Annotated in this window: 16 protein-coding genes; 7 read left to right on the top strand and 9 right to left on the bottom strand. The window is 65.5% G+C overall.

Annotation, left to right across the window (positions count from 1 at the left end):
• Window positions 1-14 precede the first annotated feature (14 nt).
• Genes coaE through NHL60_RS08360 form a run of 3 tightly spaced genes read left to right on the top strand, consistent with a single transcriptional unit; the run spans window position 15 to window position 1,769 of the window.
• A complete protein-coding gene (gene coaE / locus NHL60_RS08370; protein ID WP_253451377.1) occupies window positions 15-656 on the top strand; it encodes a dephospho-CoA kinase in 642 nt (213 codons plus the stop codon).
• Window positions 653-883, top strand: coding sequence for a DNA gyrase inhibitor YacG (gene yacG, locus NHL60_RS08365; protein ID WP_253451375.1), 231 nt, complete (start codon window positions 653-655; stop codon window positions 881-883). Before coaE ends, yacG begins: the two co-directional genes overlap by 4 nt.
• Before the next feature lie 7 nt (window positions 884-890).
• On the top strand, window positions 891-1,769 hold the full coding sequence (locus tag NHL60_RS08360) for a DNA replication terminus site-binding protein (RefSeq protein ID WP_253451373.1): 879 nt from the start codon (window positions 891-893) through the stop codon (window positions 1,767-1,769).
• A 178-nt stretch (window positions 1,770-1,947) separates the two neighbouring features.
• Here the strand turns inward: NHL60_RS08360 and NHL60_RS08355 are convergent, their stop codons facing one another.
• The 4 genes from NHL60_RS08355 to NHL60_RS08340 form a co-directional block, all read right to left on the bottom strand.
• The gene (locus NHL60_RS08355) at window positions 1,948-2,088 is read right to left on the bottom strand and encodes a hypothetical protein (RefSeq protein ID WP_253451371.1); all 141 of its coding nucleotides are present in this window, start codon (window positions 2,086-2,088) and stop codon (window positions 1,948-1,950) included.
• Window positions 2,089-2,210: 122 nt separating this feature from the next.
• Window positions 2,211-2,621, bottom strand: a complete 411-nt coding sequence (locus NHL60_RS08350; protein WP_253451369.1) for an SRPBCC family protein — start codon at window positions 2,619-2,621, stop codon at window positions 2,211-2,213.
• 24 nt (window positions 2,622-2,645) lie between these two features.
• The gene (locus NHL60_RS08345; protein WP_253451367.1) at window positions 2,646-2,999 is read right to left on the bottom strand and encodes a type II toxin-antitoxin system PemK/MazF family toxin; all 354 of its coding nucleotides are present in this window, start codon (window positions 2,997-2,999) and stop codon (window positions 2,646-2,648) included.
• Window positions 2,996-3,235, bottom strand: a complete 240-nt coding sequence (locus tag NHL60_RS08340) for a DUF2281 domain-containing protein (protein WP_253451365.1) — start codon at window positions 3,233-3,235, stop codon at window positions 2,996-2,998. Before NHL60_RS08340 ends, NHL60_RS08345 begins: the two co-directional genes overlap by 4 nt.
• Before the next feature lie 220 nt (window positions 3,236-3,455).
• On the opposite strand from NHL60_RS08340, the gene rimO reads away from it, so the two are divergent.
• From rimO to NHL60_RS08325, 3 genes are read left to right on the top strand one after another with little or no spacing between them, the layout of a single operon-like run.
• Window positions 3,456-4,781: a 30S ribosomal protein S12 methylthiotransferase RimO gene (gene rimO / locus NHL60_RS08335; protein WP_253451363.1), complete on the top strand. Its 1,326-nt coding sequence runs from the start codon at window positions 3,456-3,458 to the stop codon at window positions 4,779-4,781.
• A gap of 55 nt (window positions 4,782-4,836) precedes the next feature.
• Window positions 4,837-6,702, top strand: coding sequence for an SEC-C metal-binding domain-containing protein (locus tag NHL60_RS08330; RefSeq protein WP_253451361.1), 1,866 nt, complete (start codon window positions 4,837-4,839; stop codon window positions 6,700-6,702).
• A 7-nt stretch (window positions 6,703-6,709) separates the two neighbouring features.
• Window positions 6,710-7,027: a PD-(D/E)XK nuclease domain-containing protein gene (locus tag NHL60_RS08325; protein ID WP_301271110.1), complete on the top strand. Its 318-nt coding sequence runs from the start codon at window positions 6,710-6,712 to the stop codon at window positions 7,025-7,027.
• Here NHL60_RS08325 and NHL60_RS08320 read toward each other — a convergent pair.
• The gene (locus tag NHL60_RS08320) at window positions 6,952-8,031 is read right to left on the bottom strand and encodes a glycosyltransferase family 9 protein (protein WP_253451357.1); all 1,080 of its coding nucleotides are present in this window, start codon (window positions 8,029-8,031) and stop codon (window positions 6,952-6,954) included. The genes NHL60_RS08325 and NHL60_RS08320 overlap by 76 nt on opposite strands.
• 139 nt (window positions 8,032-8,170) lie before the next feature.
• On the opposite strand from NHL60_RS08320, the gene NHL60_RS08315 reads away from it, so the two are divergent.
• Window positions 8,171-9,223 (top strand): polysaccharide pyruvyl transferase family protein, encoded by a 1,053-nt coding sequence (locus tag NHL60_RS08315; protein ID WP_253451355.1) that lies wholly within the window; start codon window positions 8,171-8,173, stop codon window positions 9,221-9,223.
• Here NHL60_RS08315 and NHL60_RS08310 read toward each other — a convergent pair.
• From NHL60_RS08310 to NHL60_RS08295, 4 genes are all read right to left on the bottom strand, one after another.
• Window positions 9,220-9,984, bottom strand: a complete 765-nt coding sequence (locus tag NHL60_RS08310) for a glycosyltransferase family 32 protein (protein ID WP_253452093.1) — start codon at window positions 9,982-9,984, stop codon at window positions 9,220-9,222. The two genes, NHL60_RS08315 and NHL60_RS08310, sit on opposite strands and share 4 nt — an antisense overlap.
• Window positions 9,985-10,173: 189 nt before the next feature.
• On the bottom strand, window positions 10,174-10,881 hold the full coding sequence (locus NHL60_RS08305) for a lipopolysaccharide kinase InaA family protein (RefSeq protein ID WP_253451353.1): 708 nt from the start codon (window positions 10,879-10,881) through the stop codon (window positions 10,174-10,176).
• A complete protein-coding gene (locus tag NHL60_RS08300; RefSeq protein WP_253451351.1) occupies window positions 10,878-12,167 on the bottom strand; it encodes an O-antigen ligase in 1,290 nt (429 codons plus the stop codon). The genes NHL60_RS08305 and NHL60_RS08300 overlap by 4 nt, the downstream gene beginning before the upstream one ends.
• Before the next feature lie 121 nt (window positions 12,168-12,288).
• Window positions 12,289-16,215, bottom strand: coding sequence for an AAA family ATPase (locus NHL60_RS08295; RefSeq protein ID WP_253451349.1), 3,927 nt, complete (start codon window positions 16,213-16,215; stop codon window positions 12,289-12,291).
• Window positions 16,216-16,219: the final 4 nt, after the last annotated feature.

Genomic DNA, 16,219 nt, shown 5'->3' with positions numbered 1-16,219 from the left:
AAGCGAGGTAATCCGTGATCATCGGCATGACAGGCGGCATCGCTTCGGGGAAATCCACCGTGGCCCGGGCCTTCGAGGCCCTGGGCGCGCCCTGGGTAGACGCCGACGACGTGGCCCGGGAGGTGGTCGAACCCGGCGAGCCGGCGCTTGCCGAGATCGCCGCCCGCTACGCCCGTGACGCAGGGCCCGGGGTCCTCAACGAAGACGGCACCCTCAACCGTCGGGCGCTGCGCAAGATCGTCTTCGCCGACCCGGCAGAGCGGCGCTGGCTGGAGTCCGTCACCCACCCGCGCATCCGCGCCCGCCTCACCGAGCACCTGGCGCGGCTTCAGGCCTCGGGGGCTCCCTATGTGCTGCTGGTCTCGCCGCTGCTCTTCGAGTCCGGCCAGAGCGAGATGGCCGACCGCTGCCTGGTGATCGACGTGCCCGAGACGCTGCAGATCGAACGCACCGCCGCCCGGGACGACGTCGACGAGGCCCAGGCCCGAGCCATCGTCACCGCCCAGATGCCAAGGGCCGAGCGGCTGGCCAGGGCCGACGATGTGCTGGACAATAGCGGCAGCCAAGAGGCGATGCGCCGTCGGGTCGCCGAGCTGGATCGACGCTATCGAGAGCTGGCCGCCTTGTCGGCCGCGAACCCACGAGGAGAGTCATGAGCCACACCCAAGGTCCCCTGGAAGTCGCCTGCCCCCAGTGCCGCAAGAAGGTCGTGTGGAGCGAGAAGAACGCCTACCGCCCCTTCTGCAGCGAGCGCTGCCGCCTGCTGGACCTCGGCGCCTGGGCGGACGGCAGCCACCGCATCGCCGGTGAGCCCGCCATGGATGAGACCGAGATCGACGAGATGATCCTGCGCGCCGAGCGCGGATTGCAGGAGCCGGAGTGAGCCACCGGTGAGCCGCCCCGAATACCGCCTGCTGGCCGAGCTGGAGGCCGCCTTCGACGCCCTGATCGAGGCCGGCGAAACGCTGGCTGCAGCCCATGAAGCGCGCCCCGGCGCCTGCTGGATCTTCGGCGAGCCGGAGCCGGTGGCGCCCAAACGCGCCGCCGACTGGCTGCGCCATGCCCTGCTGGACGTGTGGTATCAGGATGGCCAGGACGGCCGCGCCACCCGCGCTTATATCGGGCTGGTGGCCGCCGGCGCGGAGGTGATGGAGGCCGTGGCCCAAGCCAACGCCGCCAAGGCGGAGCTCGCCGCCCTGCTCGCCCGCATCAAGGAGCAGGAGCCCTCGCTGATTCCCGAAGCCAAGGCGCTGCTGCCCTTCCGCCATCCGGCGCTCCACGACCACCTGCGCGGCAAGGGCCTGGCCCGGGTGCATCTCAAGCAGTGCTGGCGAGCGATTCCGGTGGCCGAGGCCCCGGTAGCCCGGGTGCGCCTGGCCTGGTACGCGAGCGGGCGCTCCATCAAGCGCCTGACGGTGCAGGAGGCCGAGCAGAAGTTGATGAAGCTCGACGTGGACGCCGCCCATGTCCGCATCCAGCTGCGCAAGCTGGCCGGCATCCCGAGCGGCGAGCCCCTGGCTCAGGTGCAGCGCCAGGCCCCGCTGATGCGCGCCAACCTCTTCTATCGGGAGCCCCTCGACGACGGCCGCACCCGCCGGGCCATGAACGTCGCCCTGCCGCTCTTCGTGCCCAGCACCGACGGCCGCCTGCCGGATCACAACCTGCCGCCGCTCGCCCCGCCCGAGCAGCGCACCCGCGCCCGCCGCCGCGACGAGAAACTAGAAGACGACCCCTTCCTGCCCAGCCTGCGGGTCTATCGGTACCGGTAGGGAATACCGCCATATCGCCGATAAATCGGGCTCCTACAGCCATGATCGCTGTAGGAGCGCAGATCCTGCCGTTTCGACGACTCGACGATCAGCGATCAGGCCGCCATATCGCCGATAAATCGCGCTCCTACCCCCGTGATGGCTGTAGGAGCGCAGATCCTGCGCGATAACAACGCCATTACCCCGACAGGCGCTCCTGCTCGGGCTCCTCGGGACAATCCTGCAGCCGCGGCATGGCGGCGACGCGAAGATCGATGTAACGCAAAAGGCCAAGCTGCACGCCCAGGATGGCGAAGCACCACATAAGCCCCTTGATCATGGCAGATTCCTCGGAAGAGGCCGGCGGCCTCGTCAAGGTCATGATAGGACTACCGCAGCGGAAAAAGTAGATAGCAACCTAATAGAATTTCTGCATCAGGGCAGGAAACGCTATAGAGAAAGCTATAGCCTCTCCTCCACCCGCTCGAGGATCTGGCGGCTGACGCGCCCCACCAGAGGCCTCGCCGCCTTGTTCACCGCCTTCTCCACCAGCTTGTTGCGCAGCACATAGGTGAGGGTCAGCGCCACCTCGGTGCCCTCCTTCACCGGGGTGAGCCGGTAGCAGCCCTGGTTCTCCACGCCGTCCAGCGACTCCCAGGAGAGCACCTCCGGTGCACGCGACTCGGTCACCGCCACGTCGAAGTGCCAATCGCGGCCCACCGCCCGCACGTGCCAGCGGTAGCGGTCCTCCCCCAGCGGTTCGATGGCGTGGATCAGGTCGGAGTAGTCGGCAAAGTCCTCGACCCGCTCCAGCAGGGCGAAGACCCGCTCCGGCGGTGCCTTGAGGATCGCGCTGTGTTCGATGGTGGCCATGGGGTCAATTACCATTTGAGAGGGTCATTGGGACTCGCTCAGCAACCATGTCGCCAAGCGCTGTCTGAGAAACTGGAGGCGAGAATCTGTAACAGAGCCCAGTTGACCAAGCAGCAGCGCCCCATCCAGGACCGCCAGTCGGGACAGCCTGAAAACGCTGGCCACCTTGAGGCCAGACTCCGAGAACTCGTTGTCCTCCGGACCCACTACCCAGTCAAGCCCTGACTCCGCCTGGTGCAGGCGAGAAGACACCATGCAGACGAGCCAGTCATCCTGATCGTTGTCGAGGCGCCGAAGCAATAACACTGGGCGCTTCTTGGCGTTCTGGAGGTTCGTATACGGAAATGGCATGAGCGCAATCTGACCGGCACGCTTCATTGCCATCTTTCCTTCAGATCATCCTCCGAGTAAAGATCGGGCTCGGCCTCGGTATCACGCATGGCCTGCTCGATGCTCATGGCATGGAACTGCTGTTCAGACCAATCGAGCTGTTCCGCCTCTCCGGGATCAGCCTGGCCATAGCGCTGCTCCAGGAAGGTAACGAAGTCCATCACCTCCTGCTGGCGAAACTCCGGCAGACGGCTCACCTTGGCAATGAGTTCTTCAAGCTGCATAGTCACTTACCTCCCAGTGCTTGCCACCCCAAGAGCATTGCGCCCAGCATAGCAAATCGGACAAGCAAGCGCCTCTGGCGCCATATCACACCCCACACCGCACAACAGCGCCCTCCATTCGCCATGGCAGCCCATGCCAGGACAGGCCCCTCCTGTGGCCCCACGCCCCCCGACACGGTAAAATCCGCGCTTCCCGCGTTTCCAAGCAAAGGTCTTCTGCATGTCCACACCCAAGGTCGGTTTCGTCTCGCTCGGCTGCCCCAAGGCGCTGGTGGATTCCGAACGGATCCTCACCCAGCTGCGCACCGAGGGCTACGAGATCACCCCGAGCTATGACGACGCCGACGTGGTGGTGGTCAACACCTGCGGCTTTATCGACAGCGCCAAGGCGGAATCCCTCGATGCCATCGGCGAGGCGATCGCCGAGAACGGCCGGGTGATCGTCACCGGCTGCATGGGTGTCGAAGAAGGCGCCATCCGCGACGTGCACCCCAGCGTGCTGGCGGTGACCGGCCCCCAGCAGTATGAGCAGGTGGTGGGCGCCGTCCACGAGGTGGTGCCGCCCCGCCGGGACCACGACCCGCGCATCGACCTGGTGCCGCCCCAGGGCGTCAAGCTCACCCCGCGCCACTACGCCTACCTGAAGATCTCCGAGGGCTGCAACCACAGCTGCAGCTTCTGCATCATCCCCTCAATGCGCGGCAAGCTGGTCAGCCGCCCGGTGGGCGAGGTGCTGAGCGAGGCCGAGGGCCTGAAGCGCGCCGGCGTCAAGGAGCTGCTGGTGATCTCCCAGGACACCAGCGCCTACGGGGTCGACCTCAAGTACCGCACCGGCTTCTGGAACGGCCGCCCGGTCAAGACCCGCATGACCGAGCTGTGCGAGGCGCTCGCCGAGCTCGGAATCTGGGTGCGGCTGCACTACGTCTACCCCTACCCCCACGTGGACGAGCTGATCCCGCTGATGGCCGAGGGCAAGCTCTTGCCCTACCTGGACATCCCCTTCCAGCACGCGAGCCCCAGGGTGCTCAAGGCGATGAAGCGCCCCGCCTTCGAGGACAGGACGCTTGAGCGCATCAAGCGCTGGCGGGAGATCTGCCCGGAGCTCACCATCCGCTCCACCTTTATCGTCGGCTTCCCCGGCGAGACCGAGGAGGACTTCCAGTACCTGCTCGACTGGCTCACCGAGGCCCAGCTCGACCGCGTCGGCTGCTTCCAGTACTCCCCGGTGGACGGCGCCCCGGCCAACGACATGGATCTCGAGCCGGTGCCGGACGACATCAAGCAGGAGCGCTGGGAGCGCTTCATGGCCCACCAGCAGCAGATCTCCGCCGCCCGCCTCCAGGCCAAGATCGGCCGGGAGATCGAGGTGCTGGTCGACGAGATCACCGACGAAGGCCCCATCGGCCGCAGCCACGCCGACGCTCCGGAGATCGACGGCATGGTGTTCCTCGAGACCGACCTTGAGCTCAGCCCAGGCCAGGTGGTGCGGGCGCGGGTGACCAACGCCGACGAGTATGACCTCTGGGCCGAGGTGGTTAACGCCTGAGCGTAGCGGATTCATGACCTTCGATCACGAACTCGACAGTAGAGAAAAGGTACCGATGGTTGACGCCGATCTTCCCGAGATTCCTGCAGAGCTCGAAATCAGCATCAACGCCTTCCTGGAGGCGTCTTTACGGCACATCCTCCAGCATGAGAGTGCCGACGCCTACTTCGCAGCGCTCGATGAGATCACCCGACGCAGCGGAGTCACCGAATGGTTCGATCCGCAGATGCCCTTCTGGCCCATTGCCCGTACTCTCTGGGACAACGCCCCGCTGCCCTCGCGGGGCTTCCGGCCAGATCCGCTTCCCGCGCCGAAACGCAACGATCCTTGCCCCTGCGGCTCGGGCAAGAAGTTCAAGCGCTGCTGCCAGCCGCTGCAGCAGGAACTCCCCCTGGGCCTCGACGACGAGCTGCCGGTGCTGCGGATCGCCGCGACACTCTTCACCGCCAAGCAGCGCAAGGAAGCCGCCGCCAAGGCACCGCCCAGGCTGCGGCTGGTGCTCGCCGAGCTGGAACTGGAGGCCAACCACCCCGGCAAGGCGCGCACCCAGCTGCTGAAGCTGCTCAAGCAGGGCGGTCTGGATACCGACCTGCAGGCCCAGGCCGTCCATCTACTTGGCGACGCCTATAACGCCCTCGGCCACCACTCGGCCGGCGAGAAGGCGCTGAGCGACCTGCTCCCAAGCCTGAAGCCGCCGGCCGCCGCCGAGGCGCTCCACTGGCTGACGGGCCAGGCGCTGCTGGATGGCCGCCCCGCCGAAGCCATGGCGTTGCTCCACCAGGCCGAGACGCTGGACCCTGACAACCTGTCCAACGGCCTCTTCAAGGTGGTCTGCCTGCGCGATATCGGCGCCGATGCCGAGGCCCAGCGTACCGCCCAGGAGTGGCTGCCAGTTGCACGTGAGCTGGGGCTCGAGGATGCCATCGCCTTCTTCGAAGAGCAGGCCAGCCTGGCCACCCTGCCGGACGACATCCCGGATGACGAGGATGACCCCGAAGCGTTCGCCGACGACGCCCCGGAAGACGACAGCCTGATGGCCCTGTTCGGCGCGCCGGATGAGCTACTGAGGCCGATTGCCGGCCTGCTGAAGAGCGCACTCCGCCAGCCGCTCTACCCGGTCACTTTCGAGCCGGGCCCGCCCTGCCCCGATGGCGCTGGAACCCAGTGGGTGCTGATGCTGCCAGCCGAGGTCGAGCGGGCCCAGGCGGCCCTCTACCAGGCCGGCGAGGGTCAAGATCCGCTGGATCCCGAGCTGATCCGCCAGCAGCCGGCGCTGCTGCAGAGCCCCGACTTCCTGCAGCAGCTCGACGCCTTTGCCGGCGCTGCCTTCAGCACCGCTCACGAGCAGTTCAACAAGGCGCTGCAGCGGCAGCAGGAGCGCGTGATTGCCCATGTTCTGGACGCACTGCCCGAGGGAGGCCAGCTGCCCTGGGCCTGGCTGGAACATCGCCCCCTGCTCAGGCTGATGATGCAGCACGCCTTGGAGCAGGAGGGCCAGGGCGACGCCATTCGCGTACTCTCGCAGCTGTTGGCCCTCTGCCCGAATGACAACCTGGGCGCGCGCGCCCCACTGGTCAACGCCCTGCTGCGCGATGGGCAGGATGAAGCGGCGCTGGCCATCTGCGAGCGGTTTCCGGACGACGCCCTGGCCGAGACCCGCTATGGCCGGGTGCTGGCCCTGGTGCGACTCAACCGCCTGCATGACGCCGAAAAGGCCCTCTCCCAGGCCTATCGGGCGCTACCCAAGGTGCTCAACTACCTGATCGCCAGCAAACGCAAGCCGCCGAAGCTCGACCCCCAGCGCATGACCATCGGCGGCCCCGATCAGGCGTGGTATTACCGCCAGGAGATGCGCGACCTCTTCCAGGCCACCCCGGGTGCCCTTGGCTGGATGGACAGCATCAAGAAGCGGCTGAGGTGACTTTGCTATCCTTGATGACGCCAGTCACCATGGCAAGGTCGACATGACCGTCGATTCTGCCGGCCACCTCTACCTGTTCGAGTTCAAGGTGGTGGAGCAGCTCCCCGAAGGCCGCGCATTACAGCAGGTCAAGGACAAGGGCTACGCCGACAAGTACCGGGGCCAGAGCAAGCTGATTCCCAGCACCATGGGCACTACTGATGGTAGCCACGCTCCGCGGGCGGTTCGACGAATGGCGGTGCTGCTTGCTCAGCAAGGGAGCTTCCACTTGAAGGCGTCGAGCTCACGTTCGACGGTACTCCAGTCCAGCCGATTCACATCCTGAGGATCGCCCGGCAGAGACAACAGGTTGACCGAGGCAGGGTGGCGGCTATGCCAGTCGTCGCGATCATCGGGATCGTAGGGGAACAGTACGAAAGACGGCACGCCCAGCCCGTCAGCCATGTGCACGGTGGCGGTGATTCCGGATACCAGCGCATCCGAATGCGCAATGAGGGCGATATTGTCGTGAATGGTACGGGTCTCGGGCAGGCAGACAACGCGGCCACTCTCGAACCGGGAGCACAGCCCCTCCACCTCGGCCTGCTTGCCAGGCGCCGACATCACGCACACCTCATGCTCGGGTAAGCGCTCCAGCACAAGCCCTATCAGCCGCTCCGAGGTCTCAGGCGTCAGACTTCTTGCCCTGCCCTTGCTGTAGGCGTTGAAGGTGACCATGGGGGGGCGACCCTCGCGCCACTGTTCGACACGAGCTTCGGACTCATTGCTGCGCGGTACCACATACTCGGTGCTCACCCCGGTAATGCCGCACTTGTCGAGCAGCATCAGGTACTTGTCTACCATATGCCGTCCGCGGGTGGCCTCGCCCAGCTTCAGGTCCACCAGCCCCACGCTGTCATCCAGGCTGGCAATATGCCGAGCCTTGAGCTGGCTGAGCAGGAAAATGTCGCGGTGCTTGATCAGGTGGCTAAAGAACACCACCAGGTCTACATCACCGATTCGCTCAGCCAGAGAACGCATGGCGTCCTTGCCCGGCTTGCGCACCGTCTCATGGACTACATCCACCGCGAAGGTGTCGCGAAACAGGGGCGCCATCTCCGGCGTCGTCACCACCTCCACCGAGATCTCCGGGTCGTATGCCTTCAGCGCTCTGGGAACGAAGGAGAACACCACCGAGTCGCCCCACTTCGCGTCCCAGCGGATGAATACCACCCTCTTCAGCTTGTCGACATGATCCACCGATGGCTTGGGTCGATCATGACGGCGACGACTCACGGCTATTCGCAAGCTATCGCGGCCCGCCCGCAAGCGATTGATCCATTTTCTCATCGTCGAGTCCACCCTTCTACGCTTGCTTTGGCGCTGGTACTGGCGCCATCAATTCGTTAGGCTAGCCATTTCTGAAAAGGCAAGGGTAACATACCCTTGCGAGCAGCAGCACAGCCCAGTCGCCCCAAGGAGCCCCTGCATGAACATCGTGTTCTCCACCACTCGCCAATGGAACCCGGGCGATGAGTTCATCTTGATGGGCTGCATCAATCTTTTGCATGAGCATTTCGGCGATTTCAACCCGATCATTTATAATCGCAACCCCCAGACACGCCGCGCACGCAAGTACGACATCATAAAGGGGATAGACAAGTTAGCGGGCAAGGATTTCGTTGAGAAGTTTCTGGACAACTCGGTCAAGGAGCGTCCCCCTCTCGACTATGCCGACCTGGTGGTCTTCGCCGGATCGCCCGAGTGGAGAGGTAGACGCATGGTCAAGCTTTATGAATCCATTCTGAAGTTTGACATTCCCACAATGTTTCTTGGCATTGGCACCAGCGGGCCCTTCTCCTTCGACGACACGCACTTCACATCCGCAGAACAGGATGTCTTCAAGCGTGCGCGCCTGATTACCACACGCGATAGCACCACACAGAATGGACTGCAGCCACTCGAGACCCACCAGCTGCCATGCCCAGCACTACTGTCGAGCCGCGATGAACGCACGGTCAAGAGTGTCAAGCGCATTGGCCTGATGTATGGAACCGACAGCGCTGTAGCATCCAACAATGTCTCTTCTGAAACCTATCGCTACATGATGAAGATGTACCGACAGGTCCTCGATGAATTCGGCAACGAAGTCGAAATCGAGTTCGTCTCCCACTACATTGATGAACTCTCTCCGTTCCGCCGCGACTTCCCCGGCCAGATACTACGATACTCCTACGATGCCAAGGACTATCTCGACATCTACGGCCGCTATGATCTAGTCATCGGTTATCGCGTCCACGGCATCGGGATCTCGGCCTCCATGGGCATCCCCGGCATCATGATCTCTCACGATCCTAGAGCCGCGACTGTCAAGGGCTTCAAATCGGAGATGATTGATGTCGGCACCCCCTACTCCCGACTTCGTGAAAGTATACAGGGCGCCATGCAGGACATCGAAAACAGGAGCCTTGGACTACAGGCCCACAAGACCAAGACACGCGCAGAGTACCTGAACCTGATTAAGGCGACCTCGGAACGTTAATCTTCGCGAATCAGGTCCACCTTGTACTGCTGCTCATGCCACTTCCCTTCCTTCTTGTCGATGTACTGGAAGTGGCGATTGGTGAAACTTCCCTGGTTGCAGGCGTGGCGATACGAAACCGTATCTACCTCATCCAGTGAAAGCACCTCATTGAAGACACCTGGGCCGGTCAACTGGAAGACGCCAGGGTAGCGACGTTCGGCTATATTCTCATTGATCCGTTCGGCGACCCGCTTGAGGTGGGGATTGCCAGGCACGCTGGCAATAAAGTAGTTGCTCAGCTCTCCCTTCCGTGTCGTCACGAAAAGCTCTTCACTTCCCCCTTTCAGAATGCTTGCGAGGGGCCATACCGCATGGGCATCAATGTCCATGTAGACACCCCCATGCTTGAGAAGCACCAACACTCGCCATACATCGGCCTGAGCGGCACCAATCTGTAATCTTGAATAGTTCTGGTAGACATCGTCAGGGTAGTTCGCCTTGATGAACTCTCCACGCGCCTCGGTGATCATGAAGCGATATTCAAAGGTAGGCGCCATCAGCCGATTGAACAGATAGTTCAGATAGACGGGCAGGGTCACCCTATCAGTGAAGTTGGTCTGCCAGATGATTTTCGGGATGCCTCCCTCAGACGGCTGGCATTTCCACCAGGGCGCTGCGCGCTTAGGAAGCGTAAAGCGCTTTTTCGGAAACAGAAAATGGAAGCCATAACTCGACACCTTCATGATATTGGCAGCCAGCTTGATGAGTCGGCCAGTCATCAGCACGACTACATCCTTGGACTTTACTATCGCTTTCGGCACCCTTATCACCTCCTTCGCATGAATCAAAGCCCAACTTTCCGATTCGTCGCCCGGCCAGCCTCTACCTCATGACTTACCAAACGGCTTGGCCCCATGGATGAGCCCAGCGGACCGCAACGACTGACCAGCGCCCACCGCAGCCTCTTCTTAGCCTATCATCCATTGCCTCTTCATCTCCTGAAGCATCCACTCTCGATACGTCTCGTTCAGCAGGCCACGATGATTGACCGAACGACACAGGGCGTGCCACTTGGCACGCCTGCCTACTGGCAGAGGGCGAACGTGCGTATCTACCCAAATGATGGTGCCACAGGGTCGGCACAGGAAGTTATTCATGTGCAGGTCTCGGTGCACATAGCCCGTTCTGGCCAAGCGCATCAGGTCGTCGCACAGCCGCATGAGAAAGGCTGGGCGGTCGGCCTCAGGCAAGCAGCTGAAGTAGTGAGCCCCAGTCACGGCACCCTCGACATGGTCCATCAGCAACAGCGAGCCCAGGGCGTTACGCGGGTTAAATGATACTCCCCATGCCACACACTCGGGAGTGCTCAGCCCGGCCGCCTGAACAATCTGCTTGCTGCGAATCTCCTTGCGCGCTTCGAACTGGAAGAACAGACGCTTATCCAGATAATCACGAAACAGCCAGCGGAAAAATCGCCCGGAGCGGGCGTGCTTATCGCCCTTGAGCTTGGCAATGGCGCCGGTATCACGGTCAAAGTAGAATTCGCTACTGGCAACGCTTTCAAGGCGCCGGGAGCGAGCATCCTTGATCAACCGATAGGGGCGCACGCCTGGGCGACGCTGAAACAGCAGATAGCGATGCGAGGTACCATCGAGATCGACCCTGACCCATCTCAACGTCGCACCTCCTGGCTGCCTGCCACCGCATGAGGAGGCGCCGGTGCCAGCTCGGCCAGACTGCGCCGGTGAAGCAGGAACAGCAGCAGTAGCAGATAGGCATAGTAGGTGCCGATCATCTCGTGCTGCAGTGCCACCTCGGACAGGCAGAACAGCACGAAGCCCGTACTGAATACAAAGCCCGCTAGAGCAAAGACGCTATCGCGATGCCTGAAGTAGGCAAGCGCGAAGTAGCCGGCAGGAAGCACCAGGTAGAACAGCATTGCCACCCCGCCGATCACCCCGCCGGTCGCCAGGGTCTCAAAATACTGGCTATGAGCGTGACCGCGAGAAATGCCGTTGACCCACTCGGTGAGGCGGCCCGCCTCGACCAGCTGAGCATTGAGCAGCTCGCGCTCGGCATAGGTAAGACCGATCAAGGGACGCGCCTGAAAGGCCTCGACGGCGGCGATCCATAGCTGCACCCGGCCGCCGCTGGACTCGGACCCGGCCAGGTTACCGGCGGCAATGTGGCTGAACTCCTGCAGCGTGTAGAGCAGGCGGTCTTGAACGAGGGGCACGGCCAGGTAGCTGACGCCGGCCAGGAGCAAGGCTAGGCTCAGGACCAACAGGGCACGACGCCCTCCCCAGCGGCGCAGGTTGATCAACCACACCAGACCGAGCACCAGGGGCAAGGGGAACAGCGCCCCCCGAGAGATGCTAAGCAGTGTCGCCAGGAAGGCCCCCAGCAGACCCGCGACCACTAGAGCGGGCCAGCGCGCGCCCTGCAGCAGTGCGATGCCCAGCAGCAGCAGCGAAGCCACCAGGTAGCCAAAGTTGATATGGAACAGGAAGCCATCTGCCTTGTAGTGGCCGAGAATCAGCGTCTGGTAGATAGCCAGTGCCGCCGCCCCGAGGCCGCCCAGGCACACACCCAACTCCATGGTCTGACGGTAAGCAGCCACCGTTCGGCCGCTCTCGGCAAGGACATGTCGGGCCATCAGGTAGAGCGGGAACAGGGCCAGCATATGCAACCCTGGGCTCAGATAGCGCCAGGCATAGCCATCAAGCCAAAAAACCGGCAGGTGGCTCAAGGCGTAGAGTGACAGCAAAGCGAGGATCACGGCGTCCACCCTGTCCAGCCACAACGCGGCGGGGTGGACAACCAGGTAGGCCAGCGAATAAAGCAACAGGATGGCAATCAGGGCATGCACGCGCAACGGTGTCGTGACCAGCAAGGCCAGCACCAGAAAGAGAATGACGCGATGGAAGCGGTCGGCGCTGCTAGCGCAGAACGGGTTGGTCATTGCGTTACGCCGTTGGGAGGAGTCATGACAAGACGCGGCCGTGGCAGTCAGGCCGCCAATATTTTAGCGCAGGTCTGGCGCCGTTAGATAGGCCGCTACCCACGGCCCCATCGCCGGCGCCCTAGAGGGCGTCGGCGTTGGCGGGGTGCGGGAGGGCGCGGTCGAGCAGGCTGCGCCAGCGGGCGATGACCGGGGCGTCGGAGTGGCTGACCTCGGCGAGCTGGCGGCGGAACTCCTGGCGAACGCGCTCGTCGGCGGGGTCGATGACGGTGAGCCAGAGCTCCAGGGCGCCGATCTGCAGGTGCAGGTTGCCATCCTCCCGGGCCTGGGCCAGGGCGAGCTCGGCCAGGGCAATAAGCTCCTCCCTGGGGTGGCCGAGGCGCTGGCGCACCCGGGCGAGCTGCACGGCGAGCTCGGGTACGAAGAGCGTGGTCTTCTCCCGGGCGAGGATCAGCGCCTGGTCCAGGTACTCCTCGGCGCGGCCGTGCTCGCCCAGGGCGACGCAGGCGTCCACGTACCAGAGCGAGGGGCGGCTGTGGGGGTCGCGGCCGGTGAGCTCGATCAGCTCCTCCTGAGCCTGCTCCACCAGGGCGAGGCCCTCGCGGTCGCCGGCCAGGGCGCGCTGCCAGCCCAGCACCCCCCGTGCGGACATCTGCCAGAGGTGCAGGTCCTGGGTGCCGGTGAGCTCGAAGGCGCGTTCGGCACGGGCGGCGGCCAGGTGCACATGGCCGAGCTGGCGGTAGAGGGCCGCGGCGTACATCAGCGCCATGGCCAGGCTGCCGGGGTGGCCGATCTTCTCGGCGAGGCGGATGGCGGACTCCACCTGGGTCTCGGCGCGGCGGTAGTCGCCGCGCAGGCAGAGCGCCCAGCCCTGGAAGCAGGCGGCGGCCACCTGGGGGTGGTCGGAGAAGGGGAGCCACTCGATCATCATCGGCGATTCGAGGGGGTTGATCTCCTCCAGATGGTCGTAGGCGCGCTGGATGCGCCCGGCCCAGTACTCGCAGCTGGCCCGGGCGTACTCGGCCAGGCGGCGGTAGCGGGGGTCCTCCATGCGCTCGCCGAGGCCGGCGAGCCTGGAGGCGAGGTGGAAGGCGTCGGCGTGGGCATGGCGCTGGCTGCAGCCCACCCAGAGGCCCCACTTGACCAGGAAGGCCTGCTCGAGGTCCTCGGCGTCGCCGCCCTCCTCATCCATGCCCTCCCCCAGGCCCTGAAGCAGCTCCCGGGCGCGCACGAAGCTCTCGTGGGCGGTGGGCGAGCCGTGGCCCTCCAGGGCGAAGGCGGCCTGGCCGCGCACGGTGAGCAGGCTGATCTCCCGCTCGGCCTGGTCCTCCACCTGGCGCAGGCTGGCGAGGCCGAGGTCGGCCATCTTCAGGGCGGTGCGGTTGGCGCTCACCTTGAGCGCCTCCCGGGCGGCCAGCTCGTAGTAGCGCGCGCCCCGGGCGTAGTGGCCGCTGCGCCGCAGGTGGGTGGCGAAGTCCCCCGGGTGGCGGCTGATCCACATGGGGAAGCGCTCCTCGATCAGCTCGACCACCTGGCGGTGGATGGCGGTGCGCACGTCACGGGGGCAGGAGAGGTAGGCGGCCTCCTGCAGCAGCTGATGGGTGAACTGGTACTCGCGGCCGTCCTCGTCGCCCTCTACCGGCTCGATGATCTCCAGGCGGCGCATCTGCTCCAGCGCCTGGCTGAGGCGCGGCTTCTCCCAGCCGCTGCACTCGGCCAGGAAGTCGAAGCGAAAGCGGCGGCCCAGCACCGCCGCCACGTGGGCCACTTCGCGGTCGGCGTCGAGCTGGTCGATGCGGCTGGCCAGCAGGCCCAGCAGGCCGTGGGGGAGCTCGTCGAGCTGCACGCTGCGCCCCTCGCGGCGGTCCATGTCGACCCGGCGGCAGATCTCCTGCAGGTAGAGGGGCACGCCGTCGCAGCGCTCGATGATCTGACCGCGCAGCCGCGGGCTCAGGTGGATGCGGTAGCGCCGGGCGAGCTGGGAGAGCAGCCGGGAGGAGTGCATGGGGTCGAGCTTGCCCAGGGTGATCTGCTGGTCCCAGTGGAGCCGCGCCGGCAGCGCCTCGCGGCCGTGGTGGCTGGCCACCAGCATGAAGGCGCAGTTGATCGGCAGGCGCGCCTGGAGCCCGGCGAGCACCTTGAAGCTGGGCTCGTCGAGCCACTGCAGGTCGTCGATCATCAGCACCAGGGTGCGCTCGGCGGCAAAGGCCGTGATCAGGCGCTGCAGCAGCCCCACCACCAGCTCCACCGCCTCGCCACTCTGGGTGAGCAGGGCCACCTCGCGGGGCTCCCGGGCGCCCAGGGCCTCTTCGAGAAGCTCCCGGCGAGGCTCGTCGAGCGCCGGCAGCCCCAGGGCGTCGCCCAGGCGCGCCAGAGCCTCGGGGGTGATGCGTTCGTTCAGGCGCCAGCGCACCAGCTGGCGGGCCACGCCGTGGGGCTCCTGCACCGAGAGCCGCGTATTGGGCTGCCAGCAGATGGCGGCGTCGCGGCTCTGTTCCAGCTGGCGAAAGCCGACCATCAGCGCCGACTTGCCCATGCCGGAGGGGCCGCGCACCAGCACGCTCTGGCGCAGGCCGATGCCGGCCCGGGCCAGGGCGTCGCGCAGGGTGCGCAGCGCCGTCTCGCGCCCCACCAGGCTCGGCGGCAGCGCCTCGCGGCCGCCTTCATTCGCCCCCAGGACGAGGGCGCGCAGGCGCACCCGGCCGTCGCTGGCCACCAGGCGGGAGCTGAGCCTCGGCTGCAGGTCCAGGGCCGGCGGCATATGCTGGCTCGCCTCCTGGGAGATGACGAGCTCGCTGCCCTCGGCGGCGGCCATCAGCTCAAGCGACCCCTGGGTCACCTGGCCCAGGGGGTCGACCAGGCCGCGCTCCGGCAGGTAGACCACCCGGCCGCTGTTGAGGCCGGCGGAGAGCTCCACCCGGGGCGGCTCGCCCTCCCCGCCCCAGTGGCGCTCGCACTCCTCGGGGAGCATGCGCCGGCAGTGCTCGAAGAGCGCCACCAGCTCGGCCAGCTGGTGGGCGGGGCCGTGGGTGCCGAAGCAGGCCAGGCCCAGGCCGCCGGTGGCGCCGGGCAGCCAGAAGCCGCCCAGGTGGTGGCACTGCTCCTCCAGCCAGCGCAGCAGCTCGCACTGCAGCATCAGGCAGTCGCGGCTGGCCGGGCGGCTGGAGAGATCCCCCTTAAGGCGCAGGCGAATGGCCATCACCGAGAGCTGGCGCTGCTCGATCTCCTCCTCCCGCAGGGGCGCGCTGTCCGGCGCCAGGGTGCGGGCGAAGCCCACGCCCCCGGCGGCGGCGGCATCGGCGTGGGTGTCGGACCAGTGACGGGCCAGCTGTAGGAAGGCGGGCTCGGGCTGCTGGCCGGAGAGCGCCAGCAGCTGCAGGTAGGCGTTGTACTGCTCGTGGGCGGCGGCCAGCTGGCCCTGCTCGGCGAGCTGGCGCACCAGCCGCTCGTGGAAGGGGCCGTAGCCGGAGAAGCGGTTGACCAGGTCCACCAGCAGGCGGTCGGGGGCGCTGTCGTGCTGCTCGAGCACCGCCTCGGCGAAGCGGATCACCCGCTGGCGCCAGTCGTTGCGCACCTGCACCAGCCAGCGCTGGAAGTCGCCGCAGCTGTTGAGCTGGAGCTCCTCGACCAGGTCGCCCCGGTAGTGCTCGAGCAGGCGGGCCAGGGTGGGCAGGTCGCGCTCGCCGTCGAGCAGGCGCTGCACCTCGTGGAGGTCGAACTGCCAGCCGGCCGGCAGGCGGAAGGCGATGGTCTGGCGGGAGACGACCAGCACCTCGTCGGCGTGCTCGCCCAGGGACTGGCGCAGGCAGTGCAGGGCGTGGCGCAGGTTGGTGCGCCCGGAGGAGAGCCCCTGGTCGGGCCACAGCAGCTCGGCCAGGCTGGCGCGGCTCACCGGCTGGTGATGCAGCAGCAGATAGACCAGCAGCGCCTTGACCTTGTCGTAGCTGAACTGGGTCAGCGCGTCCTCACCCAGCGTCAGCGAGAAGTGGCCGAAGAGAGCCAGCCGATCCGTTTGTGGGGTATCGGTGGCGTCGGAAGCATCCCGCATCATG

It is taken from the genome of Halomonas sp. Y3 (genome assembly GCF_024137965.1).
GTDB lineage: Bacteria > Pseudomonadota > Gammaproteobacteria > Pseudomonadales > Halomonadaceae > Halomonas > Halomonas mongoliensis.
Note: the sequence above shows the minus strand (reverse complement) of the source record. Positions and strands in the feature narration are given on the sequence as shown.